Below are 26,882 nucleotides of genomic sequence, written 5' to 3'. Positions count from 1 at the left end.
AACTCGGTGGCTGGCAGGTGCAGGGTGGATTTGTAGGGATTTGCGGGGGCGTCGGAAGTCACGCGAAAGCTCGTCGTTGGTCGTGCGAAAGAAGGTCGCGCGCCTGCGCGGCGTCGCGGTGCATCTGCTCGGTCAGCGCCGGCAGGTCGGAGAACTTCAACTCATCGCGCAGCCTGGCGACGAATTCGACCTCGATGCGGTGGCCGTACAGGTCGCCATCGAAGTCGAACAGGTGTGCCTCGAGCAGCGGCTCGGTGCCGTCCACGGTCGGCCGCGTGCCCAGGCTCGACACCGACGGCCACGCCCGGCGCTCGTCGCCCGGGCCGGCGACGCCATGCACCCAGGTCGCGTAGATGCCCGACAGCGCCGGCACCATGCCGGCGGCAAAGCGCAGGTTGGCGGTCGGGTAGCCGAGCGTGCGGCCCAGTTGCCGGCCGCGCGCCACCCGGCCGCTGATCGCATACGGCCGGCCGAGCAGCCGGGCGGCGGTGGCGAAGTCGCCCGCCTGCAGCGCCTCGCGGATGCGCGTGCTCGACACGCGCTCGCCATCGACCGCCACCGGCGCGATCTCGTGTGCGGCGAATCCGAGCTCCGCGCCCATCCGCCGCAGCACCTCGATGTCGCCGCCGCGTGCCTTGCCGAAGCGGAACCCCGGCCCGACCCAGACCTCGCGCGCCGACAGCCGCTGCACCAGAACACGCCTGACGAATGCCTCGGCGTCCAGGCAAGTCAGCGCGCGGTTGAAACGCAGCAGCCCGATCTGGTCCAAACCCAGCACCAGCAGCCGCTCAATCCTGGCCCTGGTCGAGAGCAGCCGCGGCGGTCGCGCGTCGGCGGCGAAGAACTCGCGTGGCAGCGGCTCGAACGTCAGCCCCACCGCCGGCAGGTCCATCGCGCGCGCGCGGGCCACGGCGTGGCGCACCAGCGCCTGATGCCCAAGGTGCAGGCCGTCGAATGCGCCGATGCAGACCACACTGCCGTGCGGGCACCGCGGCCCGCCCCCGACGTCACGAAACAGCCTGCTCATCGCGCCGGAGTATACCGGCGCGCGGCCGGCAGCCGGGCATGTCCAGGCACGCGTGATGACATCTGTAGGGGCGCCCACGGGCGCGATGCGCTTCGAGCAAGACCGCGCGAGAAGCGATCGCGCCTTGGGGCGCTCCTACAAAGGCACCGCGCTGCTGTAGGAGCGGGCCATGCCCGCGATGTGAAGTGACGCGATCGCGTGCATCGCGCCCATGGGGCGCTCCTACAAAGGGCCGCGCTTTTGTAGGAGCGGGCCATGCCCGCGATGTGGAGTGACGCAACCACGTGCATCCTAATGCCGTAGATGCCGCGGCCGCAGCCCCAGCAGCACCATCGTCCCGCCGTACGCGGCCGCACCCGCGGCCACTGCCGCCAGCAACCACAGCCAGCGCCACCACAGCGACAGCGCAGTCCAGTCGCCGACCCATTGCCGCACCACGAGCACTGCGATCGCCATCGCGACCAGCCCCGCACCAATGCGCAGCACCCAGCGGCCCCATCCAGGCTCCGGCCGGTAGACGCCTTGCCGGCGCAGGTAGCGCCACAGCAGCGCGGCGTTCAGCACGCCGGCCAGGGCGGTCGCCGCCGCAATCCCGACGTGCGCGCCCAGATAGCCCGCCATCCACAGCGGGGTCACCAGCGCGACGGTCAGCAGCACGTTCGCGACCACGGTGATGACCGCCGCGCGCATCGGCGTGCGGGTGTCCTGCCGCGCGAAGAACGCCGGCAGCAGCACCTTGCTGAGCATGAAGGTCGGGATGCCGACGCTCATCGCGACCAGGCTGTAGCCGACCATGCGCGTGTCGAGCTCGGTGAACTCGCCATAGTTGAACAGCGCCGCGGTCAGCGGCTCGGCCAGCAGTGCCAGCCCGAGCGCGGCCGGCATGCCGAGCAGCAGCACCGTGCGCAGCCCCCAGTCCAGCGACTTGGAATAGCCCTCGGCGTCCGCATCAGCATGGTTGCGCGAAAGCTGCGGCAGGATCACGGTGCCGATCGCCACGCCGAACAGCCCCAGCGGCAGCTCGGTCAGGCGGTCGGAGTAGTACAGCCACGATTGCGCCTCCACCACCAGCAGCGAGGCGAACGCGGTGCCGACCAGCAGGTTCACCTGCGCCACCGAGGACGAGAAGATCGTCGGCAGCATCAGCTTCATGACCCGGCGCACGCCCGCGTGGCGCAGGTTGAACCTGAAGCGCGGGCGTATGCCCAGCCGCCCCATCGCCGGCCACAGCAGCAGCAACTGCAGCACGCCCGCCGCCAGCACGCCCCAGGCCAGCGCCTTTTCCGGGACGTCCAGGTACCCGGCCAGCAGCAGCATCGCGCCGATCACCGCCAGGTTGTGCAGCACCGGCGTCAGCGCCGGCAGCCCGAACTGCCGGAAGCTGTTGAGCACCGCACCGGCCAGCGCCGTCATCGAGATGAAGGTCAGGTACGGGAAAGTGATCCGCAACATGTCCGCGGCCAGCGGCACGGTGGCGGCATCGGCATCGGCGAACATCAGGAACGCCCGCGAGATCCACGGCGCCAGCAGCATGCCGATGCCGCTGACCAGCACCACCACCGCCAGCAGCGCACCGGCCACGTGGTCGAGGAAGTCCTGCAGCGCCTCCTGATCGCCCTTCTGCTTGAGTTCGGTGAGCACCGGCACGAACGCCGACGAGAACGAGCCCTCGGCGAAGATCCGCCGCAGATAATTGGGGATGCGGTATGCGACCACGAACGCGCTGACCGCCGGTCCGGCGCCGAACAGCGCCGCCTGTATCGCATCGCGGGCGGCGCCGGCGATCCGCGACAGGAACGTCATCGCACTGAACACCGCGGTGGAGCGCAGCATCCCCGGCGGGCCCGACGGCTCGGGACCAGTCGGCGGCGGCGCGCCCGGGGTACCGGGGACGCCCAGCGCACTCATGCCGGGCCTCCGGCGGGCCGATACTTGACCCGGCCCTTTGAGTCGCCCATACTTTTCGGTCTGGTGTTGCGCAGCTTTGTCTTCCGCAAGCCCGATTCCCTCTTTTTCTCTCTCTTATTTGTTTCCAGGAATACGCCGTGGCCAACATCAAGTCCGCCAAGAAGCGCGCCAAGCAGACTGTCGTGCGCAATGCCCGTAACGCCAGCCAGCGTTCGATGCTGCGCACCGCCGTCAAGAAGGTGCTCAAGGCCCTGGGCGAGAACGACGCCGCCGGCGCCGAGACCGCCTTCGCGACCGCTCAGCCGATCCTCGATCGCTTCAGCGCGCGTGGCCTGATCCACAAGAACAAGGCCGCCCGCCACAAGAGCCGCCTGAGCGCCCGCATCAACGCGCTCAAGGCTGCCTGATCGTCCGCTGGCGACGCCCGAAAAAACCCGGCTTCGGCCGGGTTTTTTTACGCCTGCGCGTTGGCTCCGAGTAGAGCCGAGCCCGCGCGGCTGCATAGGGTGGGCACGCCTTTTGTGCCCACCGTCGGCGGTCGGCGCGGTCGCCGCCGGGCACGTCTCCCCCCCTCTGGAAAAAGGCGGCCAAGGGGGATTTGCGCCGCCCCGGCGCTGCGCCTCCAGACCAGAACACATCCTCGCCAACCCTCCTTTTCCAAAGGAGGGAGCCCAGCGACGCGCACGCTCAGGGGGCATTGCCGCCGACTTCGGCTTCGGCGGCCTCTGCGCGCTGGCGGTCGAAGAACGCCATCACCTCCAGCATGATCGGCCGGGTCCCTTCGCGACCCAGCGCGGAGACCATGAACCACCGGTCGCTCCAGCCCAGTTCCTCGATCACCGCCCGAGCGGCGTCCTGCTGTTCTTCCTCCAGCAGCAGATCCATCTTGTTGAGCACCAGCCAGCGCGGCTTGTCCAGCAGCTCGGGGTCGTGTTTCGCCAGCTCGCGCTCGATCGCACGCACCTGCTCGGCTGGGGTGATGCCCGCCCCGCCCTGGTCTTCGAGCCCGAGCGCCGGGGCGATGTCGACCAGGTGCAGCAGCAGCCGGGTGCGCTGCAGATGGCGCAGGAACTGCGCACCCAGCCCGGCGCCATCGGCCGCGCCTTCGATCAGGCCCGGGATATCGGCAATGACAAAGCTGCGGTACTGCTCGACGCTGACCACGCCAAGGTTCGGGTACAAGGTGGTGAACGGGTAGTCGGCGACTTTCGGCGTCGCCGCGGACACCGCGCGGATCAGGGTGCTCTTGCCGGCATTCGGGAAGCCCAGCAAGCCGACGTCGGCCAGCAGTTTGAGTTCGAGGCGGAGCCCGCGCTCCTCGCCCGGCAGCCCGGGCAGCGCCCGGCGCGGCGTGCGGTTGGTCGAGCTCTTGAAGTGCATGTTGCCGAGCCCGCCCTTGCCACCCTTGGCGACCAGCAACCGTTCACCGCTGCGGGTCAGGTCGCCGATCACCTCGTCGGTCTCGACGTTGGTGATGACGGTGCCGACCGGCACGGTGATGACCATATCCTCGCCAGCCTTGCCGTACATCTGCCGGCCCATGCCGTTCTCGCCGCGCCTGGCGCGAAACTGCCTCTGGTGGCGGAAGTCGACCAGCGTGTTGAGGTTCTCGTCGGCGACCAGCCAGACATTGCCGCCATCACCACCGTCGCCGCCATCGGGCCCACCCAATGGAATGAACTTCTCACGCCGGAACCCGACGCAGCCGTTGCCGCCGTTGCCGGCGCTGACAGTGATTTCGGCTTCGTCGACCAGTTTCATAGAGGCGGGGAACAGGGAATGGGGAACAGGGAACGGAGGGAGACGCAACGACGGAAGTTTAGCCGGCTGCGGACGGGACAGGAAAAAACGTCGAAAAGGGGCGCCGGCCGCTCGGCCACGCCTCGCGACCATCTACCGACGGCTGACGCACAGCGAGGATGCACGACGGCGCGAACGGGAGCGCTTTTCCCTGCTCCCAAAAGAAAACCCCGCCGAAGCGGGGCTCCTGATACAACTGCGTATCGCGCTTACCCTGCCGCGACGATGCTTACGGTGCGGCGGCGCTTGAGTCCCTTGGTCGAGAACTCGACCTTGCCGTCGACCAGTGCGAACAGGGTGTGGTCGCGGCCGAGGCCGACGCCGCTGCCCGGATGGAACTGGGTGCCGCGCTGGCGCACGATGATGTTGCCGGCCTCGATGGCCTGGCCGCCGTACATCTTCACGCCGAGGTATTTCGGGTTGGAGTCGCGGCCGTTGCGGGTGGAACCTACGCCCTTTTTCTGTGCCATGGCGGCTTCTCCTTACTTGTTGTTGCCACCGGCAATGCCGGTGATCTCGATTTCGGTGTAGTGCTGCCGATGGCCCATCTGCTTGCGATGGTGCTTGCGGCGGCGGAACTTGACGATGCGGATCTTGTCGGCGCGGCCGTGGCCGACCACCTTGGCGGTGACGGTAGCGCCCTTGAGCGCATCACCGAGCGTCACGCCTTCGCCATCGCCCAGCATCAGCACGTTGTCGAACTTGATTTCGTTGCCTTCCTCGGCTTCGAGCTTCTCGACGCGGAGCGTCTCGCCTTGCATCACGCGGTATTGCTTACCGCCGGTGACCAGTACTGCGTACATGACCGGATTCCTCTGTAGTTATTTTGGTCGCTGCCGCGCCCCATCTCGGGCGGACAGAAGCGGAATTGTAGGAGGTTCACCGGGTTACGGCAACCATCGGGACCCGCGGACCGGCAGCCCCAGTAGGAGCGGCTTCAGCCGCGATTGTGGAGTCGGCGCAAGCGCGGACGGTTTCCGCATCGCGGCTGAAGCCGCTCCTACGACAGGTCGCACTTCCGCCCTCATCGACCTTCCATTCCCGCGATTTGCCCCCACTTCGTGCACTCGATAGGCTCATCGGTTCGCCGTTGCGCACACGCGGCTGCCCTACCCCTGCAGGCTCCAGATGGCGATGGATTTCATCCGCATCCGCGGTGCGCGGACGCACAACCTCAAGAACATCGATCTCGATCTGCCGCGCGAGAAGCTGATCGTGATCACCGGGCTGTCGGGCTCGGGCAAATCGTCGCTGGCCTTCGACACGATCTACGCCGAAGGCCAGCGCCGCTATGTCGAGTCGCTGTCGGCCTACGCGCGGCAGTTCCTGTCGGTGATGGAAAAGCCCGATGTCGACCACATCGAGGGGCTGTCGCCGGCGATCTCGATCGAGCAGAAGTCGACCTCGCACAATCCCCGCTCGACCGTCGGCACAATCACCGAGATCTACGACTACCTGCGCCTGCTGTACGCGCGGGTCGGCAGCCCGCGCTGCCCCGAGCACCATTACCCGCTGGAAGCGCAGACGGTCAGCCAGATGGTCGACCAGGTCATCGCGCTGGGCAAGGACTCAGCAACCGCTGAGCAGCGCTACATGCTGCTTGCGCCGGTGGTACGCGAGCGCAAGGGCGAGCATGCGCAGGTATTCGAGCAGCTGCGCGCGCAGGGCTTCGTGCGCGTGCGCGTGGACGGGGAGCTCTACGAGATCGATGCCGTGCCGCCGCTGGCGCTGCGGGTCAAGCACACCATCGAGGCGGTGATCGACCGCTTCCGTCCGCGCGAGGACCTGCAGCAGCGCCTGGCCGAGTCGTTCGAAACCGCGCTAAAGCTCGGCGACGGCATGGCCCAGGTGCAGTCGCTGGACGCCGCGCAGGACAGCGCAAGTGCCGCGGGAGGCAGGACGCCGGAAGCGGCCGACGCCAGCGCCGCCCCCATGCTGTTCTCGTCGAAATACAGCTGCCCGGTATGCGATTACTCGCTGCCGGAGCTGGAACCGCGCTTGTTCTCCTTCAACTCGCCGGTCGGCGCCTGCCCGACCTGCGACGGCCTCGGCATCGCGCAGTTCTTCGATCCCGCGCGCGTGGTCGTGCATCCCGAGCTGGGCCTGTCCACGGGCGCGGTGCGCGGTTGGGACCGGCGCAACGCCTACTATTTCCAGCTGATCCAGTCGCTGGCCAGGCACTACCAGTTTGACGTCGATGCGCCCTGGCAATCGCTCGGTGAGGACGTGCGTAACGCGGTGCTGTTTGGCAGCGGGGACGAGTTGCTTTCGTTCACCTACATCACCGAAGGCGGCAGCCGCCAGCAACGCAAGCACCGGTTCGAGGGCATCGTGCCCAACCTGGAGCGCCGCTATCGCGAGACCGAGTCGTCCGCGGTGCGCGAGGAGCTGTCCAAGTACATCAGCGAACGCGCCTGCACCGAGTGCGGCGGCGCGCGGCTCAACCGCGCCGCACGCAACGTGTTCGTGGCCGACAAGCCGCTGCCGGACATCGTGGTGCTGCCGGTCGATGAGGCACTGAATTTCTTCAAGGGGCTTGACCTGCCGGGCTGGCGCGGCGAGATCGCGCTCAAGATCGTCAAGGAGATCGGCGATCGCTTGCGCTTCCTGGTCGATGTCGGCCTGGACTATCTGACCCTGGAGCGCAAGGCCGACTCGCTGTCGGGCGGCGAGGCGCAGCGCATCCGGCTCGCCAGCCAGATCGGCGCGGGCCTGGTCGGGGTGATGTACGTGCTCGACGAGCCTTCCATCGGCCTGCACCAGCGCGACAACGAGCGCCTGCTCGGCACCCTCACCCGGCTGCGTGACATCGGCAACACCGTGATCGTGGTCGAACACGACGAGGAAGCGATCCGGCTGGCCGACTACATCGTCGACATCGGTCCGGGCGCCGGCGCTCACGGCGGCGAGATCGTCGCGCAGGGGCAATATGCCGACGTGCTGGAGGCGCCGCGCTCGTTGACCGGCCAGTACCTCAGCGGCAAGCGCCGCATCGAGATCCCGACCAAACGGCACAAGGCCAGCCCGAAAGCGATGTTCCACCTGCGCGGGGCCAGCGGCAACAATCTCAAGACCGTGGACCTGGACATTCCAGCAGGGCTGTTCACCTGCGTCACCGGGGTGTCGGGTTCCGGCAAGTCGACCCTGATCAACGACACCCTGTATCCGATCGCCGCCAACGAACTCAACGGCGCCTCGCAGACGATCGCGCCCTACCGGACGCACGAGAACATCGAGCTGTTCGACAAGGTCGTCGATATCGACCAGTCGCCGATCGGACGTACACCGCGCTCCAATCCGGCGACCTACACCGGTTTGTTCACCCCGTTGCGCGAGCTGTTTGCGCAGGTACCCGAAGCGCGGGCGCGTGGCTATGCGGCCGGCCGCTTCAGCTTCAACGTGCGCGGCGGACGCTGCGAAGCGTGCCAGGGCGACGGCCTGATCAAGGTCGAGATGCACTTCCTGCCCGACGTCTACGTGCCGTGCGATGTCTGCGCCGGCAAGCGCTACAACCGCGAGACACTGGAGATCCTCTACAAGGGCTACAACATCTCCGACGTGCTGCACATGACCGTCGAGGACGCGCTGGACCTGTTCGAGGTCATCCCGTCGATCTCGCGCAAGCTCGAAACGCTGATCGACGTCGGCCTGAGCTACATCAAGCTGGGCCAGTCGGCGACCACGTTGTCCGGTGGCGAGGCGCAACGGGTCAAGCTGTCGAAGGAGCTTTCCCGCCGCGACACCGGACAGACCCTGTACATCCTCGACGAGCCGACCACCGGCCTGCACTTCCACGACATCGAACATTTGCTCGCAGTGCTGCACCGCCTGCGCGACGACGGCAATACCGTGGTCGTGATCGAGCACAACCTGGACGTGATCAAGACCGCGGACTGGGTGATCGACCTCGGCCCCGAAGGCGGCCACCGCGGCGGAACCATCCTGGCCGCCGGCACGCCGGAGCACATCGCCTCGCTGGTCGATTCGCACACCGGCCGCTTCCTGGCCCCATTGCTGGCCAGAGCGACCGACCGCGCCGGGGAAACGCCCGACAAGCCCAGCCCGCGCGCCAAGCCGCCGGCCGGCCGCAAGGCCGTCAAGAAGAAGTCAGCCGCATGAGCCAGGACGCCACGCCGCCCGCCAAGGCCGACGACAAGCCGGCCGCTAAGCCTGCCGCCAAGCGCAAGCCGCGCAAGCCGTCGGCCAGGAAAGTACCCGCGGGGAAAGCGCCCGCGAAGCCGGCGCGCAGGTCGCCCAGGGAACTTGCCGCCAGCACCGTCGGCGACCGGCAGGCCGGTCGCTCTGCGCAGGACGGTCCCGATGCGCAGCCGCCGGACCGCACGCCGGAGCCGATCGAACTGATCCGCGTGCCGATGCCGGTGCGCTGGCGCGACCTGGACGCGTTCAACCACGTCAACAATTCCAAGTACCTCAGCTATCTCGAAGAGGCGCGGCTACGCTGGATGCTGAGCGTGCCCGGCCAGGGTCTGGACGACGACGTCGCCCCGGTGGTCGCCGCGGCGACGCTCAACTACCGCCGCCCGATCCAGTGGCCCAGCGAGGTGGTGATCGAGCTGTTCGTGGAGCGCCTGGGCAACACCAGCGTGAGCGTCGGCCACCGCATCGTCGCCGCCGACAACCCCGGCGTGCTGTTCTGCGACGGCAACGTGGTGATGGTGTGGATAGACCGCCAGAGCGGCCGCGCCGCGCCGTTGCCGCACGCGGTGCGGGAAGTGTGCTCGGTGGATGCGACATCGGAGAAGCCCTGACGCGGATCCTCACGGATCAACGCGGATACACCGTTTCGCATCTGTAGGAGCGGCTTCAGCCGCGATCGCATCCTCGTCCGACCGAGGTGTTCCAGATCGCGGCTGAAGCCGCTCCTACAAGGGCGCGCAGCGTCCACTCGCGCCCCCTCGAGAGAGGGTGAGGGGTCGTCGGCGCGCGAGTCGGAGGAGCCTTGACGCGGATCAACGCGGATCAACGCGGATAAACACGGATAAGGCTTCGTCTTTTTGTAGGAGCGGCGTCAGCCGCGAGCGAACGCCGATTCGAGCAAGACCTTGCCAGGTCACAGCCGAAGCCGCGCCGCACCCCGACCACATCACCGCTTCTGCCTATCCGCGGCTTCCATCCGCGTTGATCCGCGTCAAAAAAGGCTCTGCCCCGATACTCCGACCGCAACCCGCCTCACCCGCCCGGCCCGCGCACCTCGAACTCGCCGCGCAAGGTGCCACCGTCCTTCAACTGGAACTCGATGGCTACGCGCTCACCGGCCCGCAGCGGCACATGCGGCTGCATCAACATCAGGTGCAGGCCACCGGGCTGGAGCATCGCCGGCTGGCCCGCAGCGACCGGCAACTCGTCGACCGCCCGCATGCGGCTGATGCCGTCGGCGACGCGGGTCTCGTGCAGCGAAACCTCCGCAAAAGCCGGGCTGCTGGCACCGACGATGATCAGCGGTTGCGCGCTGCACTCGTTCTCGATGCGGCCGAAGCCGGCCAGCATCGGCATCGCCACCGGCGGCAGTCGCACCCAGCCGTCGATCACCGCCGGATCGCAGCCGCGCCCGCAGGCGGGCAGCGCGCTGAACGCGATCCACACCAGCAACAGCGCCATCGAGCGACGGATACGGATCATCGGCCTATGATACCGACAGGCCACGACCGGAGTTCGCGATGCACCGTTCCTTGTCCCTGCTCGCCACGGCGTGCGTGCTCGCCGCATGTTCGCCGCAAGGCGCGCCAGACAATGCCCTTCCCGTGCAACCGCCGATCCCCACCGGCGACGCCCGTCCCGCCGATGCGCGCACCGCGCCGGCCGGTGCACCGGCGGACACCCGGCTCACGATCTACAGCGGAGACTACGACGCCTTGGCCGGGGTCGAACGCGCCGCCCCGGGCATGCCGGGCTACGCGTTGGTCGAGCGCCCGCTGCTCTACAACCTCACGGCAGGCAGCAACGCGATATCGGCCACTAGCGTGCCGCCGGCGATGGACGTCGAAGCGGCGACCCTGCGCCCGCTGGCGTCCAACGTGACGATCGAGGGGCAGCGTTTCATCGCGCCACTCACCGGCACCCAGGACGTGCTGGGCAAGGCAATCGGACACCGGGTGTCGGTCGAACATACTTCCGGCGGCGCCAAGCAGACCGACAGCGGCACGCTGCTCTCGGCCAGCGACGGCCTCACCCTCGCGCTCACCGACGGGCGGATCAAGGTGATCGGCGACTACGACAACTTCAGCATCATCGACAACACCAACCTGCTGCCGCAGCAGGCGGCGCTGCAGTGGACAGTCCGTGCGGAGCAGGCCGGCGAGGCGCGCTTTCTGTTGAACTACCCGATGGGTGGCATGGCCTGGCGTGCCGAGTACCTGGCGACGCTGGCCGATGGGGACGACTGCACGCTTGCGCTCGACGGCGCCGCGCTGGTCGCCAACCGCTCGGGCGTGACCTTCGCCGATGCCCGGCTCTCGCTGGTGGCGGGCGAACCCGAGCGCGTGCAGAAACAGGCGCCGGGCTTGCGCGGCCGCGCTGAAAGCGCGTACCTCGCGGCCGACGCCGCATCGGCACCGATGCCGACCCGGCGCACCTCCGGCGAGTACCACGCCTACGACCTGCCCACGACCAGCCGCATCGCCAATGGCGCCATCGAACGCGTGCCGCTGTTCCCGCGCCGCCCCGCGATCGCCTGCGAACGTGCCTACGTGGTCGACGCCAGCGCGCCCGAGTGGCAGCCGCCGCAGCCAATGCTGGGACCGGGTTTCCGCGGCGCCACCGGACAGATCCCGGTGACTGCCGCGGTGTCGTTGCACAACAGCGAAGCCGCCGGCCTCGGGCAGCCCCTGCCGGCCGGCCGGGTCCGCGTGTTCGACGGCAGCGAGTTCCTCGGTGAATCAGAACTGGGCCACAGCGCCGCAGGCGCGGAAATCCGGCTCGAGGTCGGCGCCGCGTTCGACCTGTCCGCCGAACGCGAGAACACCGCATTCCGTGTCGACCGCACCGGCCGCACGATCACCGAATCGTTCGCGATCACGCTGCGCAATGCCAAGCCGACCCCCACGACCATCCGCGTGGTCGAGCCGCTGCCGCGCTGGAGCGATTGGGAGATCACCGACAGCAACGTGCCGGCCGAGAAGACCGACGCGCATCATGCCGAATTCCGGGTTCCGGTGCCCGCCGGTGGCGAGACCCGACTGACCTACACCGTGCGCTATCGCTGGGCGCAGGACGTGACCCCATGACTTCCGTGCAGACCATCGCCCACGACGGCGACATCGTCGAACTGAAAATGGCGCGCGCGCCGGTCAACGCGCTCGATCCCGGCCTGTGCACCGACCTGCGCCACTCGCTTGCCGCCGCGCTCGCCGGCGAGGCCCGCGGCATCGTGCTGTCCGGCGGGGCCAAGGTGTTTTCGGCTGGGCTGGACGTGCCGCACCTGCTTTCTCTCGGCGATGACCGCGAGGCGCTGATGGCGGCCTGGCGGGCGTTCTTCGACGCCGCGCGCGCACTGGCCGCCAGCCCGGTGCCGGTGGTCGCGGCGATGGCGGGGCACGCGCCCGCCGGTGGCTGCGTGCTCGCCCTGTGTTGCGACTACCGGGTGATGGCGTCGGGTTCCGATTTGGCCAGGCCGCTACGGATCGGCCTCAACGAGACCCAGGTCGGCCTGGTCGCGCCCGAAGGCATCCAGCGGCTGTTGCGCCGTCTGGTGGGTCCCTATCGCGCGGAACGCATGCTCATTGCAGGGGAGCTGGTCGACGCCGAACGCGCCGTGCAACTGGGCCTGGTGGATGAACTGGCCGAACCCGACCAGGTCGTAGCGAACGCATGCCGGTGGCTGGAACCATTGCTGGCCCTGCCACGCGACGCGATGCAGCAGACCCGAGCGATCGCGCGGGCGGACCTGATCCAGGCGCTGCAGCCGGAGCACATCCAACTGGAGCGCTTCATCGACGCCTGGTACGCGCCCGGCACCCAGGCCGCGTTGCGTGCGCTGGTGGCCAAGCTGGGAAAGTAGCCGTTCCCATTAGTTCGTTCCCGCCGCAAAGCAGCCGGCAAGGTCGATTGAACCGTAGGCTGGGCTGACAAGCCCAGCGTCGCGGTGGTCCCGGCGATACACATTGGCGGCCGGTTACCGGGCCGAAAAGCGCTGGGCTTGTCAGCCCAGCCTACGGCCTCCCTCCGGAGGTTCCCTCGCGTTTGACTCCCTCCTTTGAAAAAGGAGGGTTGGGGAGGATTTGCCGTTGCTGTTGCTCTGACAGCAGTACAAGAGCAAATCCCTTGCCCCCCTTTTCCAGAGGGGAATCAATCTTCGCCGGCCGCCACTGGCCGCGACCGATCGCTGATCCAGCCGCTCCACGAGCCGGTGAACAACTTTGCGTCGTGCAGCCCCGCATGCGCCATCGCCAGCAGGTGATGGCAGGCGGTGACGCCGGAGCCGCACATCACGACCACGTCGCCCGACGGGTGGCCGTCGAGCAATTCGAGGAACTCCGCCGCAAGCCGTTCGGCCGGCTTGAACCGGCCGCCGTCCAGGTTGTCGACGTAGGGGCGGTTGACCGCGCCCGGCACGTGTCCCGCGACACGGTCGAGCGGCTCGACCTCGCCGCGAAAGCGCTCTGCTGCGCGCGCGTCGAGCAGCAGGCCGCCGCGCTGGAGGTGCGCCTGCACCTGCGCGGTGTCGAGCAGGCGATGCTGGTCGAACCCGGCGCCATAAGTGGTCGCTGGTGGCGCCGGGACCCTGCTTTGGACAGGCAGCGCTCTCGCGGTCCAGTCCGTCCAGCCGCCATCGAGCACCGCCACCCGCTCATGGCCCAGCGCGCGCAGCAGGAACCACACCCGCGCCGCGGCAAGCGCGCCATCGCCGGCGTCGTAGGCGACCACCTGACGCTTCGGCGTGATGCCCCAGCGGCCGAGCACCGCGGTAAAGTCCCAGGCATCGGGCCAGGGGTGACGACCGGCTCCCTGCTTGGAATGGTCCGCCAGGTCGCGGTCCAGGTGCGCGTAGCGCGCACCGGGGATATGCGCCTGCGCGTAGGCCGCTTCGCCGGCGGCCGGGTCGGCCAGCGAGAAGCGCGCGTCGATCACGATCGGCGTATCGGCATCACCCGCTTCGGTCGGGGTCTCCGCCAGCGCGCGGCCCAGCGATCCGGCATCGACCAGCGTGGTCCAGGACTTCGTCGCAGGCATCATCGGATCGCCTCCAGTCGCATCCGCAGGTTCAGCAGCATGGAGGCGGTGGCGCCCCAGATGCGCTGCGCGGGATAGCGGAACTCGAACACCTCGCGCGGACGGCCACGATAGTCCAGCACGTGCGAAGACAGGTAGGCCGGATCGAGCAGGAGGCCAAGCGGCACTTCGAATACTTCGGCGACCTCGTCCGGATCGGGACAGGCGACATAACCGGCGTCGATCAGCGCGACCAGCGGCGATACCCGGAACCCGGTGATGGTCGCCAGCGGGTCGAGATAACCCAGCGCGTGGATCTGCCGTGGCGCGATGCCGAGCTCCTCGCCGGTCTCGCGGATCGCGGCCGCGGCCGCATCGTGGTCGAACGGCTCCAGCCGGCCGCCGGGAAAGCTCACCTGTCCGGCGTGGTGGCGCAGCGCATCGGTGCGCCGCGTCAGCAACACCCGGGTGCCGTCGGGACGGGGTACAAGCCCGACCAGTACCGCCGCCTCGACCAGCGTATCCGCCGCGGGGATCAGGTCATGCAGCTCGGCGCGGTTCCAGCCCGGCCCGGTCGGCGGCGCCCCCAGCGGATGCAACGCGGCGGCGAGGTCAGGGCATTCGGGCAGGACAAGGTTCACCTGGCAAGCCTACAAGACGCGTTCGCGTCAGCGCCGCCACCCTGCACGGCTGCACTCAGCTGCGGCGTGATTCGCGCAACGGCAGCACCGCCTCCATCAGCTGCAGGCGCTCGTCGTCGTTCATCTGCGACCAGTGCGCGATTTCCGAAGACGTGCGGTGGCAGCCCTCGCAGAGGCCCTCCTCGTCGAGACTGCAGACGCCGGTACAGGGGCTGAGCACGGCTCGGAAGGACGACGAATTCATGAGCTCGACCACGGCCGGTGATACCGGCCTGAAAAAAGTTGCGCCGGCAGGAGCCGGCGCGACGGAGCAATCGTTGCTTCGCCAGCGCAGGGTGACGGCCTTCGCGGCTTCCGGGGCGGTGGGCACCAGGAGCGTGCCCACCCTACAACCGCGATGCCGCCCGCACACCATGCGCGAACGGTAGCCCGGATCGGTGGATCCCCGCCTTTGCGGGGATGACCCTTTGACAAAGCCGCTCGCGCTATGCGCGAGCGGGCCAAAGGGTCACTCGGCGCTGAGCAGTTTGACGTCGAATTGCACGGCGACGTTCGGCGGGAATGGCGTACGCGGGTCGGCGCCGTAGGCCTGCTCCGGCGGCAATGTCACTTCCCACTTCGAGCCGACCGGCATCTGCAACAGCACCTCGCGCATGGCCGGCATCTCGATCTCGCTGATCTTGGCCCCCGGAACCGTGTTGGCCTTGGCGTCCGCCGGGCGCTCGCCCCACGGGAACGGACCGGCGACCTGCAGCTCGACGGTGCTGGCAAGGGTCGGCTTGGCACCGTTGCCGGTCTCGATCACGCGGTACTGGACGCCGCTGGGCAGCGACTGCACGCCGGCTTTGGCCTTGTTCTGCGCGATGAAGGTGTCACTGCGGGCCTTGTTGGTCGCCGCGGCCTGCTCCCACTCGGCCTTGGCCTTGGCCTGCTGGCGCTGCTGCATGCCCTGCACGGCCGCGCGCAGATCCTCCACCGGCACCGCCGGCTCCTGCTGGGCGATGCCGTCGCGCAAGCCCTTGATGATGGAATCCACCTCGACCTGTTCGCCGCTGCCGCTGACGTTGCGGCCGAGGTCGTAGCCGAGCGCATAACTCAACTTGCCTGCTTCAGAAGTGGTGTCCTGGGCGGCGACACTGCCCGCGGTCAGAACCAGGGCGGCAACTGCGGCCGAGATCAAACGCAACTTCATTCGGTGGAACCTCCGGTGATGGACTCGAAGCGGCCGGACCGTCCGGTCAGTTCGACGCGGTTGGACACGTGCCATTTTCCGAGCGTTGAGGCGGTGCACTGCCCCGAGAGTGAAATCAAGTCGGTCGAGCCGCCCCGAAATGACGCGGTAGGATAACGGTGGCACGGCTTAACCGCCACTGACGCCTACCGCTATGACAGCGCGGGGTCAGGGTAGTTCCCATCGGCTGTCTGCGCCCGTCACCGCCGCCCCCTCGAACCGAAGGTCACCCATGTCCGAAGCCACCCTGCCCGACACCCCCGTGAACATCGCCGACCACGGCGCGGTCCGCCTGATTACGGTCAATCGTCCCGACAAGCTGAACGCACTCAATGCGGCCACCCTGGACGCCCTGGATGCGGCATTCGCCGCAGCCGCGGACGATGCCGGCGTGCGCGCCGTGGTGCTGACGGGCGCCGGCAGTAAGGCCTTCGTCGCCGGCGCCGACATCGCCGAGATGAACACGCTGAGCCCGGTTCAGGGCCGCGACTTCTCGCTGCGCGGGCAACGCATGATGCGGCGCGTGGAAAAGCTGTCAAAGCCGGTCATCGCAATGGTGAACGGCTTCGCACTGGGCGGTGGGCTGGAACTGGCGATGTGCTGCCATCTGCGGATCGCTGCCGATACCGCCAAGCTCGGCCAGCCGGAGATCAACCTCGGCCTGATTCCCGGTTTCGGCGGCACCCAGCGCCTGCTGCGCCTGGCCGGACGCGCCGCGACGCTCGAGCTGTGCCTGCTCGGCGCGCCGATCGACGCCCGTCGGGCGCACGAGCTCGGCATCGTCAACCGCGTGGTTGCGACGGCCGAACTGCAGGCCGAAACCCTGAAGCTCGCCGCGCAATTGGCCGACTCGGCGCCGCTGGCGCTGCGCGGCGCGCTGGACTGCATCAACGTCGGCGGCGAGTGCGGGATCGAGGAGGGGCTCGAGTATGAGGCCGCGCAGTTCGGCCTGATGTTCGCGACCGAAGACATGCGCGAAGGCACCGGCGCATTCCTGGAGCGCCGCAAGCCGACGTTCAAGGGCGCTTGAACGCCGATCCCGGGGCGCAGTGTGGGACCTGCTGCGCCGCATGCCGCCCGACAAGCAGATCTACGCTGCATTCGGAATGACAGCTCCCGGTGACACGATAGCCATGACGATCCCCTGCCCCGTCTGCGATTGCCACGACGCCGAAGGCGCGGCGGCGCATGCGATCGTGGCCGCCGTAAGCAACGGCGACATCGACCGCGCCCTCGTTGCAGGCCTGCTCGAAACCCAAGGCTGCGCACGATGCGGCGCGGCCTGCACCACGATGCTGCTGGCCGCGCGCGACGACCGCCGGCGCGCACTGGCAGCGCGTGAGCGCTACAACGCGCGCAATGCGCGGCTGGAGCGCCGCGCAGCCGAACGCGCCACGCGACGTGCGCCTACGGCTGTCGCCTCGACCACTCCGGCCGAGCGCATACGCCCCGGTCTGCCACCCGCCGCAGCCGCCGCACTGGCACGCGCCAAGGCCCGCGCGGCCGCGCCGCGCAAGCCATGAGCGGGCGGCCTGCGGGTACCGCCGGTTCGCCCCGACCCACGCGTGCGCCGCGACGCGGGCCGCGGGTGACCCGCGCCGAAGCAGCGGAGATGTTTGCGCGTTTCAGGAGCTTCAATCCGCATCCGACCACCGAACTGGAGTTCTCCACGCCGTACGAACTGCTGGTCGCGGTGACGCTGTCGGCGCAGGCGACCGACGTCGGGGTCAACAAGGCCACCCACCGGCTGTTTCCGGTCGCCAATACGCCGCAGGCGATCGCCGCGCTCGGCGTCGACGGGCTCAAGCCCTACATCGCCACCATCGGCCTGTACAACACCAAGGCTGCCAACGTGGTGGCGATGGCCGGACAGCTGATAGACCTGCACCACGGCGAGGTGCCGCGTGAGCGCGCCGCACTGGAGGCGCTGCCCGGGGTCGGCCGCAAGACCGCCAACGTGGTGCTCAACACCGCCTTCGGCGAGCCGACCATGGCCGTGGACACCCACATCTTCCGCGTCGCCAACCGCACCGGCCTGGCCCCGGGCAAGACCGTGCGCGCAGTCGAGGACGGCCTGCTCAAGGCGGTGCCAACGGAGTACCTGCCCGATGCGCACCACTGGCTGATCCTGCATGGGCGCTACGTCTGCAAGGCGCGCCGGCCGGACTGCCCGAACTGCCTGGTGCGCGACATCTGCCGGTACAAGGACAAGACGCCCGGTGAGCCGGGATAGCCGCGGGTGAGTCGGTCGGCTGTGCCGCCGGAGCAGTCGCTCGCTACGCTCGCTGCAAGGCGCCAGTAACAGCAAAGGCAACAGCATCCGCCGTTGCCTTTGCCTTGCCTCTGCTTCTACTGACAGGCGGCGCAGCCGCCGCCGGCTTACCTTTTACAGCGAGCGCAGCGAGCGACTTGCCGCTTCAATCAGAAACTCAACTGAGTGCGCACCGCGTACTGCCCGGTCTGGTCGCCGGTGAACTCGTTGTCACCGCGGGTGTAATTGAACATCAGGCGGACATTCGGATTGAAGTAGTAGTTCATGCCGACGGTGGTCGAGCGCACTTCCAGATCGGCGATGTCGTTGTTTTCAATGCTGTCGTAGCGAGCGGTCAGCTCCCACATGCCCTGGCCCTTGGGCGAACCGAACACGCCTGTGCCGGACTTGTACGGCTTGTGCTCGCCGGTCAGCATCCAGCTGCCCATCACGTAGAACGTGTCGACGTCCTGGTCGCCACCCAGTGGGGCGCCGAAGCTCGCGCGGGCGTATTCGGACTGGAAATAGGCCGGGCCGAAAGCGCCGGCGAACTCCAGGCCCACGGTATCGACCGAGTCGCCGCTGGCTCCGGTGGTGGTGGCGATGGTCTGCGATGGACCACGGCGGCCGGCGTAGGCCACCGACGCGCGCATGTTGGCGGAGTTCTTGTTGGCGTTTTCGGTGCTGCCCGACACGCCGAAGTGCAAGGTGCTGTCGTCGTTGTTGATCGGCGAGAAGGTCGCGCGCGCGGCGGCGCCCACGCCCTCGTTGCGCGGGCCGGCGGCATCGCGCAAGGCGAAGGCGGCAGCGCCGAAGGTGAAGTTGCCACCGGCAGTCAGGTAACCCACGCCCTGGCGGAACTGGCGACCACTGTAGAGCCCACTGGCGGAGGCGAAGGGACGCTCCATCATCGTGATCTCATTGGAGCTGGTGAGCTCCTCCATGGAGCGGTACGGCTTGAACTGGCCGATGGTGAACTTGCCCCCGAGCGCCTTGCGCGCGATGAACACGTCGCGGAAACCTTCGGTCGTGCTGCCGGCCGAGAAGTCCTGCTCCATCTTGTAGTCCCAGCCGTAGACCTTGCCCGCCAGGGTCAGGCGCGCGCGACGGAAGTCGGTGGTGCCGGTGGTATCAGCCAGGTCGCGGTCGAACGCATACGCATCGAAGTGGATGCGGCCGCCGAGCGAGGCGGCGAAGTTGCCGTCCGCCGACGTGAGCTTGATACCGCCCTTGGTCTCGACCTTGGTCGCCGGGCTGGCCAGCTTCTCGACGTTCTGCTGGGTGGCGATGTTGATGTCGGACTGCGCGTCGGTCCGGCTTTCCAGCTCCGCGACCTTGGCCTGCAGGACAGCGAGCTGCGCCTTCAGCGCTTCCAGATCGGCCGTATCGCCGGGAGCCGCCTGGGCGCCGAAGGTGATGCTGCTGAGGGCAACCGCAATGGCGGCAGTCAGGATGGTAGAACGCATGATCGAAACTCCCCGGTAGATGGCAATGAAGTGCGTGAGGCGCAAGGTGTGCTTCAGGGCGGCATCAGGAGCCCGCCAGGACGACTCATAGCGTGCGCAGCCAATCTGACAGCCGCATGTGATTTTCATGACGGTAATATGACAAGAGGTGGGCAACGATGCGCTCGGCGCGAGTTAGCACTCTCGCCCGCTGCCGTCGCCCGCCACAGGATCTCAGAACCCGTAGGCTGGGCTGCTAATCCCAGCGCTTCTGCCAGCCGGGCGATCGAAAACACGAACGGTGGCTTGGCAGCCCAGCCTGTGACCGCACGACGGGGGACGTTTGTAGGAGCGCCCCCTGGGCGCGAGCTTGTCCGGGAGATCACTCCCCCTCCTCTGACCAGTTCGCAGGACCGGGCGGACGTGCGCCGCTGTCATCGCAGTGACACGCCAGCTACATCGCGCTGTCAGCAAACGGTTGTGGAATGCACGCAGGGCAGGCCTCGCCCGCATTCACTTCAAGGGGATCACCATGCACACCGCTCGCAAGTCCCGTCTCGCCGCGCTCGCACTGGCCGCGGCGTTCGTCAGCAACGTCCACGCGGCCGATATCACCGGCGCCGGCGCGACTTTCATCTATCCGCTGCTTTCCAAATGGTCGGCCGACTACCACCAGGCCACCGGCAACAAGATCAACTATCAGTCGATCGGCTCCGGCGGCGGCATCGCCCAGATCAAGGCCCGCACCGTCGATTTCGGCTCCTCCGATGCGCCGCTTAGGCCCGAAGAGCTCAGCAAGCACGGGCTTGCACAGTTTCCCTCGGCGATCGGCGGCGTGGTGCCGATCTTCAACGTGAGCGGCATCCCGGCCGGGGCGATGAAGTTGGACGGACCGTTGCTGGCCGACATTTTCCTGGGCGAGGTCACCCGGTGGGACGACCCGCGCATCGTCGCACTCAATGGCGGGCTGCAACTGCCGGACATGAAGATCACCGTGGTGCATCGCTCCGATGGCTCCGGCACCACCTTCAACTTCGTCAACTACCTGTCCAAGGTCAGTCCGCAATGGAAGGCCAGCGTCGGCGAAGGCACCTCGGTCAAGTGGCCGACCGGCATCGGCGGCAAGGGCAACGAGGGCGTGGCCGCGTACGTCAAGCAGATCAAGGGCGGCATCGGCTATGTGGAGCTTTCCTACGCGCTGCAGAACCAGATGTCGTATTCGCGGCTGAAGAACGCGGCCGGCCGCTACATCGTGCCGAGCGACGAGAGCTTCGCCGCCGCCGCGGCCAGTGCCGACTGGCGCGGCGCGCAGGACTTCAGCCTGGTCATGACCGATGCCCCAGGGCCGGATGCGTGGCCGATCGCGGCGACCAACTTCATCCTGATGTACAAGCAGCCCGCCGATGCCGCGCGCTCCACGGCGGCCCGCGAATTCTTCCGCTGGGCCTACGCCAACGGCGGGCCCCAGGCGGCCTCGTTGCACTACGTGCCGTTGCCGAAGGAGCTGGTCGAGCAGATCGAGACGTACTGGGCGGCCAACCTGCAGTTCTGAATCACGGGTCCTCTCTCCCTCGTGATGCTGGCGTACGCGGGCCTTCGGGCCCGCGTACGCTTGCGGGATCGACCCCGCTTCGCCAACGCAAAGGCCGGTTCAGGTTTGGCCTGCCGCCCTCGCCCGCCCTCGTTTCATCACAGCGGCCGATCACCACAGCTGTCATCACTCCGGCGGTGATGGCGTCGGTGTCATCACCATGTAACAAAAACATCATTCCATGGCCGCACCTGCCGATCCGCCGGCCGGCACCTTTCATGATGGAGTCCTGCATGAACAGCTCGTCAGTCCGACTCGCCCTGTTGTCCTTTGCCGTCGCCCTGGGCGTTGCCGCATGCTCCGGCAACGACACAAACTCATCGTCAGCAGGCACGCCGCCGCTGCCCGGCGCCGCCGCCTCGGCCGACGACCAGGTCAACGCCCAGATCACCGGCGCCGGTGCGACCTTCATCTACCCGCTGCTGTCGAAGTGGTCGGCCGATTACAACCAGGCCACCGGCGCACGCATCAACTACCAGTCGATCGGGTCCGGTGGCGGCATCGCCCAGATCAAGGCCGGCACCGTCGACTTCGGCAGCTCCGACAAGCCGCTGTCGCCGGAGGAACTGGCCGAAGCCGGTCTGGCGCAGTTCCCGTCCGCCATCGGCGGCGTGGTGCCGGTGGTCAACGTCGAAGGCATCGAGCCCGGCGAGCTGCGCCTCACCGGCCCGCTGATCGCCGACATCTACCTGGGCAAGGTCACCCGCTGGGACGACCCGGCGATCACCGCGCTGAATCCGGGCGTGGAGCTGCCGGACGCGGAGATCAATGTGGTCCACCGCTCCGATGGTTCGGGCACCACCTTCAACTGGGTCAACTACCTGTCCAAGGTCAGCCCGCAGTGGGACCAGCAGGTCGGTGAAGGCACCTCGGTGAGCTGGCCGACCGGCGTCGGCGGCAAGGGCAACGAGGGCGTCGCGGCCTACGTCAAGCAGATCAACGGCGCGATCGGCTACGTCGAGCTCGCCTACGCGACCCAGACCGGCATGTCCTACACCTCGATGCAGAACGCCGACGGCAACTGGGTCCAGCCCAATGCCGAATCCTTCCAGGCCGCCGCGGCCAGCGCCGACTGGGCGAATTCGGAGGACTTCAGCCTGGTGATCACCAACGCCCCAGGCGCCGGGTCATGGCCGGTGACGGCGACCAACTTCATCCTGATGTACAAGCAGCCCCGCAATGCCGAGCGTTCGCAGGACGCGCTCGACTTCTTCGCCTGGGCGCTGGAGAACGGCCAGCAGCAGGCCAACGAGCTGCACTACGTGCCGCTGCCCGAGCCGCTGGTCGAGCAGGTCGAGGCGTACTGGGCGGCCGAGATCCAGTAAGCACCACCCGTCGATGGCCCCCTGCTGCGGGAGGGGCCGGGTGCCGGGGGGCCGGGTGCGGGCGCGGCTCCGGCCGCTCGCGTGGTATCCGTCGCATCGGCGTGCCACGCTCGCAGGCCCGCTGCCGGGCTCGAGTCCAGCGCCCCGCCACCCGACTTCATCCGCCTGATCCTCATCCGCCCCGCCCTCATCCGCCCGACGGGCATCTTCTCCCCATGTCCTAGAATGGTGAGGTGAGAAGACAGACAGCACGATGCCGCCAATGAACGCCACGACCCTCCCCTCCGCCGGTGCCGGCAAGCGCGACATCGTCGACGCACGCGCCGACCGTGGCTTCCGCTGGCTGGTCACCGGCGCCGGCGTGGTGGTGCTGGTGTCGCTGGCAGCCGCGGCGTTGTCGATGTTGTGGGGCGGGCGCGCGGCGTTCGAGAAATTCGGCATCGCCTTCCTGTGGCGCGATGAGTGGAACCCGGTGCTGCAGGAATTCGGTGCGCTGGTGCCGATCTACGGCACGCTGGTCACCGCGCTGATCGCGATGCTGATCGCGGTGCCGATCAGCTTCGGCATCGCCATGTTCCTGACTGAAATCGCGCCCAAGTGGCTGCGCGGGCCGGTGGGGGCCGCGATCGAGCTGCTGGCGGGCATTCCCTCGATCATCTACGGCATGTGGGGCCTGTTCGTGCTGGTGCCGTTCCTGGCCGAATACGTCTATCCGTGGGTCGACGAGAACCTCGGCGAGATTCCGTTCATCGGGATGTTCTTTTCCGGCCCGCCACTTGGGCTGGGCATGGGCACGGCCGGGCTTGTGCTGGCGATCATGGTGATTCCGTTCATCTCCTCGGTGATGCGCGAGGTGTTCCTGACCGTGCCGACGCGGCTCAAGGAGTCGGCGTACGCGCTGGGCTCGACCACCACCGAGGTGGTCTGGGACGTGGTGCTGCCCTACACCCGCTCGGCGGTGATCGGCGGCATTTTCCTCGGGCTGGGCCGCGCGCTGGGCGAGACCATGGCGGTGACCTTCGTGCTCGGCAACGCGCACCGCCTGACCGCCTCGCTGCTGGAACCGGGCAACTCGATCGCCGCGACCATCGCCAACGAGTTCACCGAAGCCGACTCGCCGATGTACCTGTCGTCACTGATCGCGCTGGGCTTCGTGCTGTTCCTGGTGACCTTCGTGGTGCTGACCATCGCGCGCCTGATGCTGCGCCAACTCGCCAAGAAAGAGGGCAACTGATGAGCCTGCTCTCAGGCAACATGCTTTCAAACAACATGGGCTTGTACGGCGTGCGCCGCGCCAAGAACCTGATCGCGCAGGTCCTGGCCGTGCTGGCGACCGTGTTCGGGCTGTTCTGGCTGGTGTGGATCATGTGGACCACGCTGAGCAAGGGCATCGGCTCGCTCAACCTGGAACTGTTCACCCAGATGACGCCGCCGCCGGGGGATTCGGGCGGCCTGCTCAATGCGTTCTTCGGCAGCGCGGTGATGAGCTTGCTCGGCATTGCCATCGGCGCGCCGGTCGGCGTGCTCGCCGGCACGTTCCTGGCCGAGTATTCGCAGCGCAGCTGGCTGGGGGAGACCGTGCGCTTTGTCAACGACATCCTGCTGTCGGCGCCGTCGATCGTGCTGGGCCTGTTCGTCTACACGCTGGTGGTGGCGCAGATGGGGCATTTCTCGGCCTTGGCCGGCGGCATCGCGCTGGCGTTCATCGTGCTGCCGGTGGTGGTGCGCACCACCGATGAAATGCTGCGGCTGGTGCCCAGCCAGATGCGCGAGGCGGCGCTGTCGCTCGGTGTGCCGCAATGGAAAGTCACCGTGCAGGTGCTGTACCGCTCCTCATTGCCGGGTATCGTCACCGGCATCCTGCTCGCGCTGGCCCGCATCTCCGGCGAGACCGCACCGCTTCTGTTCACCGCGCTCAACAACCAGTACTGGACCACCGACATCACCGCGCCGATGGCCAATGTGCCGGTGGTGATCTTCCAGTACGCGATGAGCCCCTACGAGAACTGGCACAGCCTGGCGTGGGCGGGTGCGTTCATCCTCACCATGTTCGTATTGGTCATCAGCCTGCTGGCGCGCTGGATCGTGCTGCGCAACAGGATCTCCCATGACTGACCTTTCCTATGTACCCGACGTCCGGACCTCGGCCATGAATGACGCCACCACTCGCAATCGCATCAATCTCGCCGCCCCCGAGCGCCCCACGATGGGCGCCGCCGCGGTGAAGCTGGCCGCGCGTGGCCTGGATTTCCACTACGACAAGTTCAAGGCGCTCAACAACATCGACCTGGAGGTGCCGGAAAAGCGCGTGACCGCGCTGATCGGCCCGTCCGGCTGCGGCAAGTCGACGCTGCTGCGCGTGTTCAACCGCATCTACGCGCTCTACCCGAAGATGACCGCCAGCGGCGAGGTCCTGCTCGACGGCGACAACATCCTCGATCCGAAGTACCCGATGAACCGGCTGCGCAGCAAGGTCGGCATGGTGTTCCAGAAGCCTGTGCCGTTCCCGATGACCATCTTCGAGAACGTCGCCTACGGCATCCGCCACCACGAGAAGCTGTCCAAGTCGGACATGAAGGACCGCGTCGAGCACGCGCTGCGCCAGGGTGCGCTGTGGGACGAGGTTAAGGACAAGCTCGGGCAGAGCGCGCTGGGCCTGTCGGGCGGCCAGCAGCAGCGCCTGTGCATCGCCCGCGCGGTGGCGCTGAGGCCCGACGTGCTGCTGCTCGACGAGCCGACCTCGGCGCTGGACCCGATCTCCACCAGCCGCATCGAACAATTGATCGCCGACCTGAAGAACGACTACACGATCGCGATCGTGACCCACAACATGCAGCAGGCCGCCCGCGTCTCGGACTACACCGCCTTCATGTACCTGGGCGACCTGATAGAGCACGGCGACACCGGCACGATCTTCTCCAACCCGAGCAAGCAGCAGACCGAGGAATACATCACCGGTCGGTTTGGCTGATGCGTCGTGAACAGCCGTAAACGGCGAGCCGGAAAAGCCGTCCCCCTTCACCAATGACTGTTTTCATTTGACTCCTATGCATGACCACATCGTGAAAAGCTACGACGACGAGCGCAGGCGCCTGCTCGACGAAACCCTGCGCATGGGCGAGATGGCCGCGGCCCAGCTGGAGGCCGCGCTCGACGTGGTCCAGCGCCGCGACGACAAGGCCGCCGCGCGCATCATCGGCAATGACGAGGCGATCGATGCGCTGGAGCAGGAGATCAGCCATGACGTCATGAAGCTGGCCCTGCGCGGTCCAATGGCGCGCGACCTGCGCGAGATACTCGCCGCCATCCGGGTCGCCTCCGACATCGAGCGCATCGGCGATTACGCCGCCAACGTCGCCAAGCGCTCCAAGGCGCTCAACCTGTCGCCGCCACTGCCGCAGATCAACGGCATGCACGCGATCGGCACGCTCGCGGTGCAGCAATTGCGTGACGTGCTGATCGCCTACCGCGACAGTGACGTGGAAGCCGCGCAGCGCATCCGCGCCCGTGATGCCGAGATCGACACCGCCTACACCGCGCTGTTCCGCGAACTGTTGACCTACATGATGGAGGACGCGCGCAGCATCACCCCGTGCACGCACCTGCTGTTCATGGCCAAGAACATCGAGCGCATCGGCGACCACGCCACCAACATCGCCGAGAACGTGTGGTTCCTGGTCAAGGGCGAGGAGCAGTTGCCGCCTCGCGAGAAGCGCGACGACAGCAATACCGTCGCACCGTAGCGGCCATCTGCCCAGCGGATCTCGACGACGGGCGGGCCGATGACGGCCCGCCCGCTTTCGTTTTGGATCCCGTTGGACCGCCGTGGCCCGCATACTCCCGACTCTGGAACCCCGGGCGCATCCGCGGCGGGGTTTTGGCCGTAGTGGAGGGGGTGTGCGGCTCGGCTTGCGGTGCTGCGCCCGCCACCGACGATGGAAAACGATTTACTAACGACAGCGGCTTTACGCTAGGCCGTTTTTTCGACCACCACCAAGGACTCCAACCATGTCAAAGCACAACAACAAGCCCGTTGCCCTCGCCGCCGCCCTGATCGGTGGTCTCGCGTTGTCGTCGTCCGCATTCGCGATGAGCGACCTGACCGGCGGCTACATGCTCGGCGCCCAGCACGCCGAGGCAGCCGAGAAGGCAGCCGAAGGGAAGTGCGGTGAAGGCAAGTGCGGCGGTGACGCCAGCCACTCCGCCGATTCCATGGACAGCGATCATGACGGCAGCATTTCCCAGGCCGAGTTTGCGGCCGCCCACGACGGCGACGCCAGCAACTTCGCCCGCTACGACGCCAACAGCGACGGCATGATCAGCGCCGACGAGCTCAAGGCCGCGCACGAGGGCAAATGCGGTGAAGGCAAGTGTGGCGATGCAAAGACCGAACCGGCCGCGGCCAAGGCCAACATGGAAGGCAAGTGCGGTGAAGGCAAGTGCGGCGGTTCGGCCTGAGCTGGTCCAGCCTGAAGCTGGTGGCCTCGGGCCACGC

Annotated in this window: 24 protein-coding genes and 1 pseudogene; 15 read left to right on the top strand and 10 right to left on the bottom strand. The window is 67.7% G+C overall.

The features are described from left to right. Nucleotides 1–58: 58 nt before the first annotated feature. Nucleotides 59–1,027 carry a bifunctional riboflavin kinase/FAD synthetase gene (locus ACJQWM_RS08770; RefSeq protein WP_332705821.1) on the bottom strand — a complete coding sequence of 323 codons (969 nt, stop codon included), beginning with the start codon at nucleotides 1,025–1,027 and terminating at the stop codon, nucleotides 59–61. Between the two features lie 291 nt (nucleotides 1,028–1,318). Continuing rightward, a complete protein-coding gene (gene murJ / locus ACJQWM_RS08765; RefSeq protein ID WP_332705824.1) occupies nucleotides 1,319–2,935 on the bottom strand; it encodes a murein biosynthesis integral membrane protein MurJ in 1,617 nt (538 codons plus the stop codon). A 137-nt stretch (nucleotides 2,936–3,072) separates the two neighbouring features. On the opposite strand from murJ, the gene rpsT reads away from it, so the two are divergent. Beyond that, nucleotides 3,073–3,342: a 30S ribosomal protein S20 gene (rpsT, locus tag ACJQWM_RS08760; RefSeq protein WP_332705828.1), complete on the top strand. Its 270-nt coding sequence runs from the start codon at nucleotides 3,073–3,075 to the stop codon at nucleotides 3,340–3,342. A gap of 280 nt (nucleotides 3,343–3,622) precedes the next feature. Here rpsT and obgE read toward each other — a convergent pair whose 3' ends face one another. The 3 genes from obgE to rplU form a co-directional block, all read right to left on the bottom strand. After that, nucleotides 3,623–4,696: a GTPase ObgE gene (gene obgE, locus ACJQWM_RS08755; protein ID WP_332705830.1), complete on the bottom strand. Its 1,074-nt coding sequence runs from the start codon at nucleotides 4,694–4,696 to the stop codon at nucleotides 3,623–3,625. 248 nt (nucleotides 4,697–4,944) lie between these two features. Beyond that, nucleotides 4,945–5,205 carry a 50S ribosomal protein L27 gene (gene rpmA / locus ACJQWM_RS08750; protein WP_332705833.1) on the bottom strand — a complete coding sequence of 87 codons (261 nt, stop codon included), beginning with the start codon at nucleotides 5,203–5,205 and terminating at the stop codon, nucleotides 4,945–4,947. A gap of 12 nt (nucleotides 5,206–5,217) precedes the next feature. Continuing rightward, a complete protein-coding gene (gene rplU, locus ACJQWM_RS08745; protein ID WP_332705837.1) occupies nucleotides 5,218–5,538 on the bottom strand; it encodes a 50S ribosomal protein L21 in 321 nt (106 codons plus the stop codon). Nucleotides 5,539–5,863: 325 nt separating this feature from the next. Between rplU and uvrA the strand changes: the two genes are divergently transcribed. Together uvrA and ACJQWM_RS08735 are read left to right on the top strand one after the other, a co-directional pair. After that, entirely contained in the window at nucleotides 5,864–8,854 is a 2,991-nt protein-coding gene (gene uvrA / locus ACJQWM_RS08740) for an excinuclease ABC subunit UvrA (protein ID WP_332705840.1), read from the top strand. A 254-nt stretch (nucleotides 8,855–9,108) separates the two neighbouring features. Beyond that, a complete protein-coding gene (locus ACJQWM_RS08735; RefSeq protein WP_332705866.1) occupies nucleotides 9,109–9,504 on the top strand; it encodes an acyl-CoA thioesterase in 396 nt (131 codons plus the stop codon). Nucleotides 9,505–9,925: 421 nt separating this feature from the next. Here the strand turns inward: ACJQWM_RS08735 and ACJQWM_RS08730 are convergent, their stop codons facing one another. Continuing rightward, nucleotides 9,926–10,375 (bottom strand): copper chaperone PCu(A)C, encoded by a 450-nt coding sequence (locus tag ACJQWM_RS08730; RefSeq protein WP_332705842.1) that lies wholly within the window; start codon nucleotides 10,373–10,375, stop codon nucleotides 9,926–9,928. Nucleotides 10,376–10,497: 122 nt separating this feature from the next. Here ACJQWM_RS08730 and ACJQWM_RS08725 point away from each other — a divergent pair, with 122 nt between their 5' ends. Both ACJQWM_RS08725 and ACJQWM_RS08720 read left to right on the top strand, forming a co-directional pair. After that, nucleotides 10,498–11,979: a DUF4139 domain-containing protein gene (locus ACJQWM_RS08725; RefSeq protein WP_332705845.1), complete on the top strand. Its 1,482-nt coding sequence runs from the start codon at nucleotides 10,498–10,500 to the stop codon at nucleotides 11,977–11,979. Next, nucleotides 11,976–12,752, top strand: a complete 777-nt coding sequence (locus tag ACJQWM_RS08720) for an enoyl-CoA hydratase/isomerase family protein (RefSeq protein WP_332705848.1) — start codon at nucleotides 11,976–11,978, stop codon at nucleotides 12,750–12,752. Before ACJQWM_RS08725 ends, ACJQWM_RS08720 begins: the two co-directional genes overlap by 4 nt. Before the next feature lie 287 nt (nucleotides 12,753–13,039). On the opposite strand, the gene ACJQWM_RS08715 is transcribed toward ACJQWM_RS08720, so the two are convergent. The 3 genes and pseudogenes from ACJQWM_RS08715 to ACJQWM_RS08705 all read right to left on the bottom strand — a co-directional run bounded on the left by ACJQWM_RS08715 (nucleotide 13,040) and on the right by ACJQWM_RS08705 (nucleotide 15,736). Beyond that, the gene (locus tag ACJQWM_RS08715; protein ID WP_332705851.1) at nucleotides 13,040–13,927 is read right to left on the bottom strand and encodes a sulfurtransferase; all 888 of its coding nucleotides are present in this window, start codon (nucleotides 13,925–13,927) and stop codon (nucleotides 13,040–13,042) included. After that, a pseudogene (locus tag ACJQWM_RS08710) lies at nucleotides 13,924–14,788 on the bottom strand (NUDIX hydrolase). Before ACJQWM_RS08710 ends, ACJQWM_RS08715 begins: the two are co-directional and overlap by 4 nt. Nucleotides 14,789–15,052: 264 nt before the next feature. Continuing rightward, on the bottom strand, nucleotides 15,053–15,736 hold the full coding sequence (locus tag ACJQWM_RS08705) for an FKBP-type peptidyl-prolyl cis-trans isomerase (protein WP_332705854.1): 684 nt from the start codon (nucleotides 15,734–15,736) through the stop codon (nucleotides 15,053–15,055). Nucleotides 15,737–16,007: 271 nt separating this feature from the next. Here ACJQWM_RS08705 and ACJQWM_RS08700 point away from each other — a divergent pair, with 271 nt between their 5' ends. From ACJQWM_RS08700 to nth, 3 genes are all read left to right on the top strand, one after another. Further along, on the top strand, nucleotides 16,008–16,805 hold the full coding sequence (locus ACJQWM_RS08700; protein ID WP_411306768.1) for an enoyl-CoA hydratase/isomerase family protein: 798 nt from the start codon (nucleotides 16,008–16,010) through the stop codon (nucleotides 16,803–16,805). 103 nt (nucleotides 16,806–16,908) lie between these two features. Continuing rightward, nucleotides 16,909–17,298 carry a hypothetical protein gene (locus tag ACJQWM_RS08695; RefSeq protein WP_411306767.1) on the top strand — a complete coding sequence of 130 codons (390 nt, stop codon included), beginning with the start codon at nucleotides 16,909–16,911 and terminating at the stop codon, nucleotides 17,296–17,298. After that, complete coding sequence (gene nth / locus ACJQWM_RS08690) at nucleotides 17,295–18,008, top strand: endonuclease III (RefSeq protein WP_332705784.1); 714 nt, start codon at nucleotides 17,295–17,297, stop codon at nucleotides 18,006–18,008. Before ACJQWM_RS08695 ends, nth begins: the two co-directional genes overlap by 4 nt. 188 nt (nucleotides 18,009–18,196) lie before the next feature. On the opposite strand, the gene ACJQWM_RS08685 is transcribed toward nth, so the two are convergent. Beyond that, nucleotides 18,197–19,492 carry a porin gene (locus ACJQWM_RS08685; protein ID WP_332705762.1) on the bottom strand — a complete coding sequence of 432 codons (1,296 nt, stop codon included), beginning with the start codon at nucleotides 19,490–19,492 and terminating at the stop codon, nucleotides 18,197–18,199. A 511-nt stretch (nucleotides 19,493–20,003) separates the two neighbouring features. On the opposite strand from ACJQWM_RS08685, the gene pstS (ACJQWM_RS08680) reads away from it, so the two are divergent. The 7 genes from pstS (ACJQWM_RS08680) (at nucleotide 20,004) to ACJQWM_RS08650 (ending at nucleotide 26,845) form a co-directional block, all read left to right on the top strand. Next, nucleotides 20,004–21,023, top strand: a complete 1,020-nt coding sequence (gene pstS / locus ACJQWM_RS08680) for a phosphate ABC transporter substrate-binding protein PstS (RefSeq protein WP_332705759.1) — start codon at nucleotides 20,004–20,006, stop codon at nucleotides 21,021–21,023. Between the two features lie 272 nt (nucleotides 21,024–21,295). Continuing rightward, complete coding sequence (pstS, locus tag ACJQWM_RS08675) at nucleotides 21,296–22,387, top strand: phosphate ABC transporter substrate-binding protein PstS (protein ID WP_332705756.1); 1,092 nt, start codon at nucleotides 21,296–21,298, stop codon at nucleotides 22,385–22,387. Nucleotides 22,388–22,649: 262 nt separating this feature from the next. After that, the gene (gene pstC / locus ACJQWM_RS08670) at nucleotides 22,650–23,621 is read left to right on the top strand and encodes a phosphate ABC transporter permease subunit PstC (RefSeq protein ID WP_332705753.1); all 972 of its coding nucleotides are present in this window, start codon (nucleotides 22,650–22,652) and stop codon (nucleotides 23,619–23,621) included. Nucleotides 23,622–23,641: 20 nt separating this feature from the next. Beyond that, nucleotides 23,642–24,502, top strand: a complete 861-nt coding sequence (gene pstA, locus ACJQWM_RS08665; RefSeq protein ID WP_332705780.1) for a phosphate ABC transporter permease PstA — start codon at nucleotides 23,642–23,644, stop codon at nucleotides 24,500–24,502. 34 nt (nucleotides 24,503–24,536) lie between these two features. Beyond that, nucleotides 24,537–25,358: a phosphate ABC transporter ATP-binding protein PstB gene (pstB, locus tag ACJQWM_RS08660; protein WP_411306777.1), complete on the top strand. Its 822-nt coding sequence runs from the start codon at nucleotides 24,537–24,539 to the stop codon at nucleotides 25,356–25,358. A gap of 76 nt (nucleotides 25,359–25,434) precedes the next feature. Further along, nucleotides 25,435–26,130 carry a phosphate signaling complex protein PhoU gene (gene phoU, locus ACJQWM_RS08655; protein WP_332705750.1) on the top strand — a complete coding sequence of 232 codons (696 nt, stop codon included), beginning with the start codon at nucleotides 25,435–25,437 and terminating at the stop codon, nucleotides 26,128–26,130. A 265-nt stretch (nucleotides 26,131–26,395) separates the two neighbouring features. Next, nucleotides 26,396–26,845, top strand: coding sequence for an HvfA family oxazolone/thioamide-modified RiPP metallophore (locus ACJQWM_RS08650; RefSeq protein WP_332705747.1), 450 nt, complete (start codon nucleotides 26,396–26,398; stop codon nucleotides 26,843–26,845). The last annotated feature ends 37 nt before the right edge of the window (nucleotides 26,846–26,882 follow it).

This window comes from Novilysobacter longmucuonensis (assembly GCF_046600735.1).
GTDB lineage: Bacteria > Pseudomonadota > Gammaproteobacteria > Xanthomonadales > Xanthomonadaceae > Novilysobacter_A > Novilysobacter_A longmucuonensis.
Note: the sequence above shows the minus strand (reverse complement) of the source record. Positions and strands in the feature narration are given on the sequence as shown.

What these genes read in the sequence shown, in the direction of transcription:
- ACJQWM_RS08705 (WP_332705854.1), bottom strand. Translation starts at nt 15,736, where the DNA reads ATGAAGTTGCGTTTGATCTCGGCCGCAGTTGCCGCCCTGGTTCTGACC.
- pstB (WP_411306777.1), top strand. Translation starts at nt 24,537, where the DNA reads ATGAATGACGCCACCACTCGCAATCGCATCAATCTCGCCGCCCCCGAG.
- rpmA (WP_332705833.1), bottom strand. Translation starts at nt 5,205, where the DNA reads ATGGCACAGAAAAAGGGCGTAGGTTCCACCCGCAACGGCCGCGACTCC.
- ACJQWM_RS08720 (WP_332705848.1), top strand. Translation starts at nt 11,976, where the DNA reads ATGACTTCCGTGCAGACCATCGCCCACGACGGCGACATCGTCGAACTG.
- ACJQWM_RS08770 (WP_332705821.1), bottom strand. Translation starts at nt 1,027, where the DNA reads ATGAGCAGGCTGTTTCGTGACGTCGGGGGCGGGCCGCGGTGCCCGCAC.
- pstS (WP_332705759.1), top strand. Translation starts at nt 20,004, where the DNA reads ATGCACACCGCTCGCAAGTCCCGTCTCGCCGCGCTCGCACTGGCCGCG.
- pstC (WP_332705753.1), top strand. Translation starts at nt 22,650, where the DNA reads ATGAACGCCACGACCCTCCCCTCCGCCGGTGCCGGCAAGCGCGACATC.
- uvrA (WP_332705840.1), top strand. Translation starts at nt 5,864, where the DNA reads ATGGCGATGGATTTCATCCGCATCCGCGGTGCGCGGACGCACAACCTC.
- ACJQWM_RS08685 (WP_332705762.1), bottom strand. Translation starts at nt 19,492, where the DNA reads ATGCGTTCTACCATCCTGACTGCCGCCATTGCGGTTGCCCTCAGCAGC.
- ACJQWM_RS08695 (WP_411306767.1), top strand. Translation starts at nt 16,909, where the DNA reads ATGACGATCCCCTGCCCCGTCTGCGATTGCCACGACGCCGAAGGCGCG.
- murJ (WP_332705824.1), bottom strand. Translation starts at nt 2,935, where the DNA reads ATGAGTGCGCTGGGCGTCCCCGGTACCCCGGGCGCGCCGCCGCCGACT.
- ACJQWM_RS08735 (WP_332705866.1), top strand. Translation starts at nt 9,109, where the DNA reads ATGCCGGTGCGCTGGCGCGACCTGGACGCGTTCAACCACGTCAACAAT.
- phoU (WP_332705750.1), top strand. Translation starts at nt 25,435, where the DNA reads ATGCATGACCACATCGTGAAAAGCTACGACGACGAGCGCAGGCGCCTG.
- pstS (WP_332705756.1), top strand. Translation starts at nt 21,296, where the DNA reads ATGAACAGCTCGTCAGTCCGACTCGCCCTGTTGTCCTTTGCCGTCGCC.
- nth (WP_332705784.1), top strand. Translation starts at nt 17,295, where the DNA reads ATGAGCGGGCGGCCTGCGGGTACCGCCGGTTCGCCCCGACCCACGCGT.
- ACJQWM_RS08650 (WP_332705747.1), top strand. Translation starts at nt 26,396, where the DNA reads ATGTCAAAGCACAACAACAAGCCCGTTGCCCTCGCCGCCGCCCTGATC.
- ACJQWM_RS08730 (WP_332705842.1), bottom strand. Translation starts at nt 10,375, where the DNA reads ATGATCCGTATCCGTCGCTCGATGGCGCTGTTGCTGGTGTGGATCGCG.
- rplU (WP_332705837.1), bottom strand. Translation starts at nt 5,538, where the DNA reads ATGTACGCAGTACTGGTCACCGGCGGTAAGCAATACCGCGTGATGCAA.
- pstA (WP_332705780.1), top strand. Translation starts at nt 23,642, where the DNA reads ATGCTTTCAAACAACATGGGCTTGTACGGCGTGCGCCGCGCCAAGAAC.
- ACJQWM_RS08700 (WP_411306768.1), top strand. Translation starts at nt 16,008, where the DNA reads ATGTCCGAAGCCACCCTGCCCGACACCCCCGTGAACATCGCCGACCAC.
- ACJQWM_RS08715 (WP_332705851.1), bottom strand. Translation starts at nt 13,927, where the DNA reads ATGATGCCTGCGACGAAGTCCTGGACCACGCTGGTCGATGCCGGATCG.
- obgE (WP_332705830.1), bottom strand. Translation starts at nt 4,696, where the DNA reads ATGAAACTGGTCGACGAAGCCGAAATCACTGTCAGCGCCGGCAACGGC.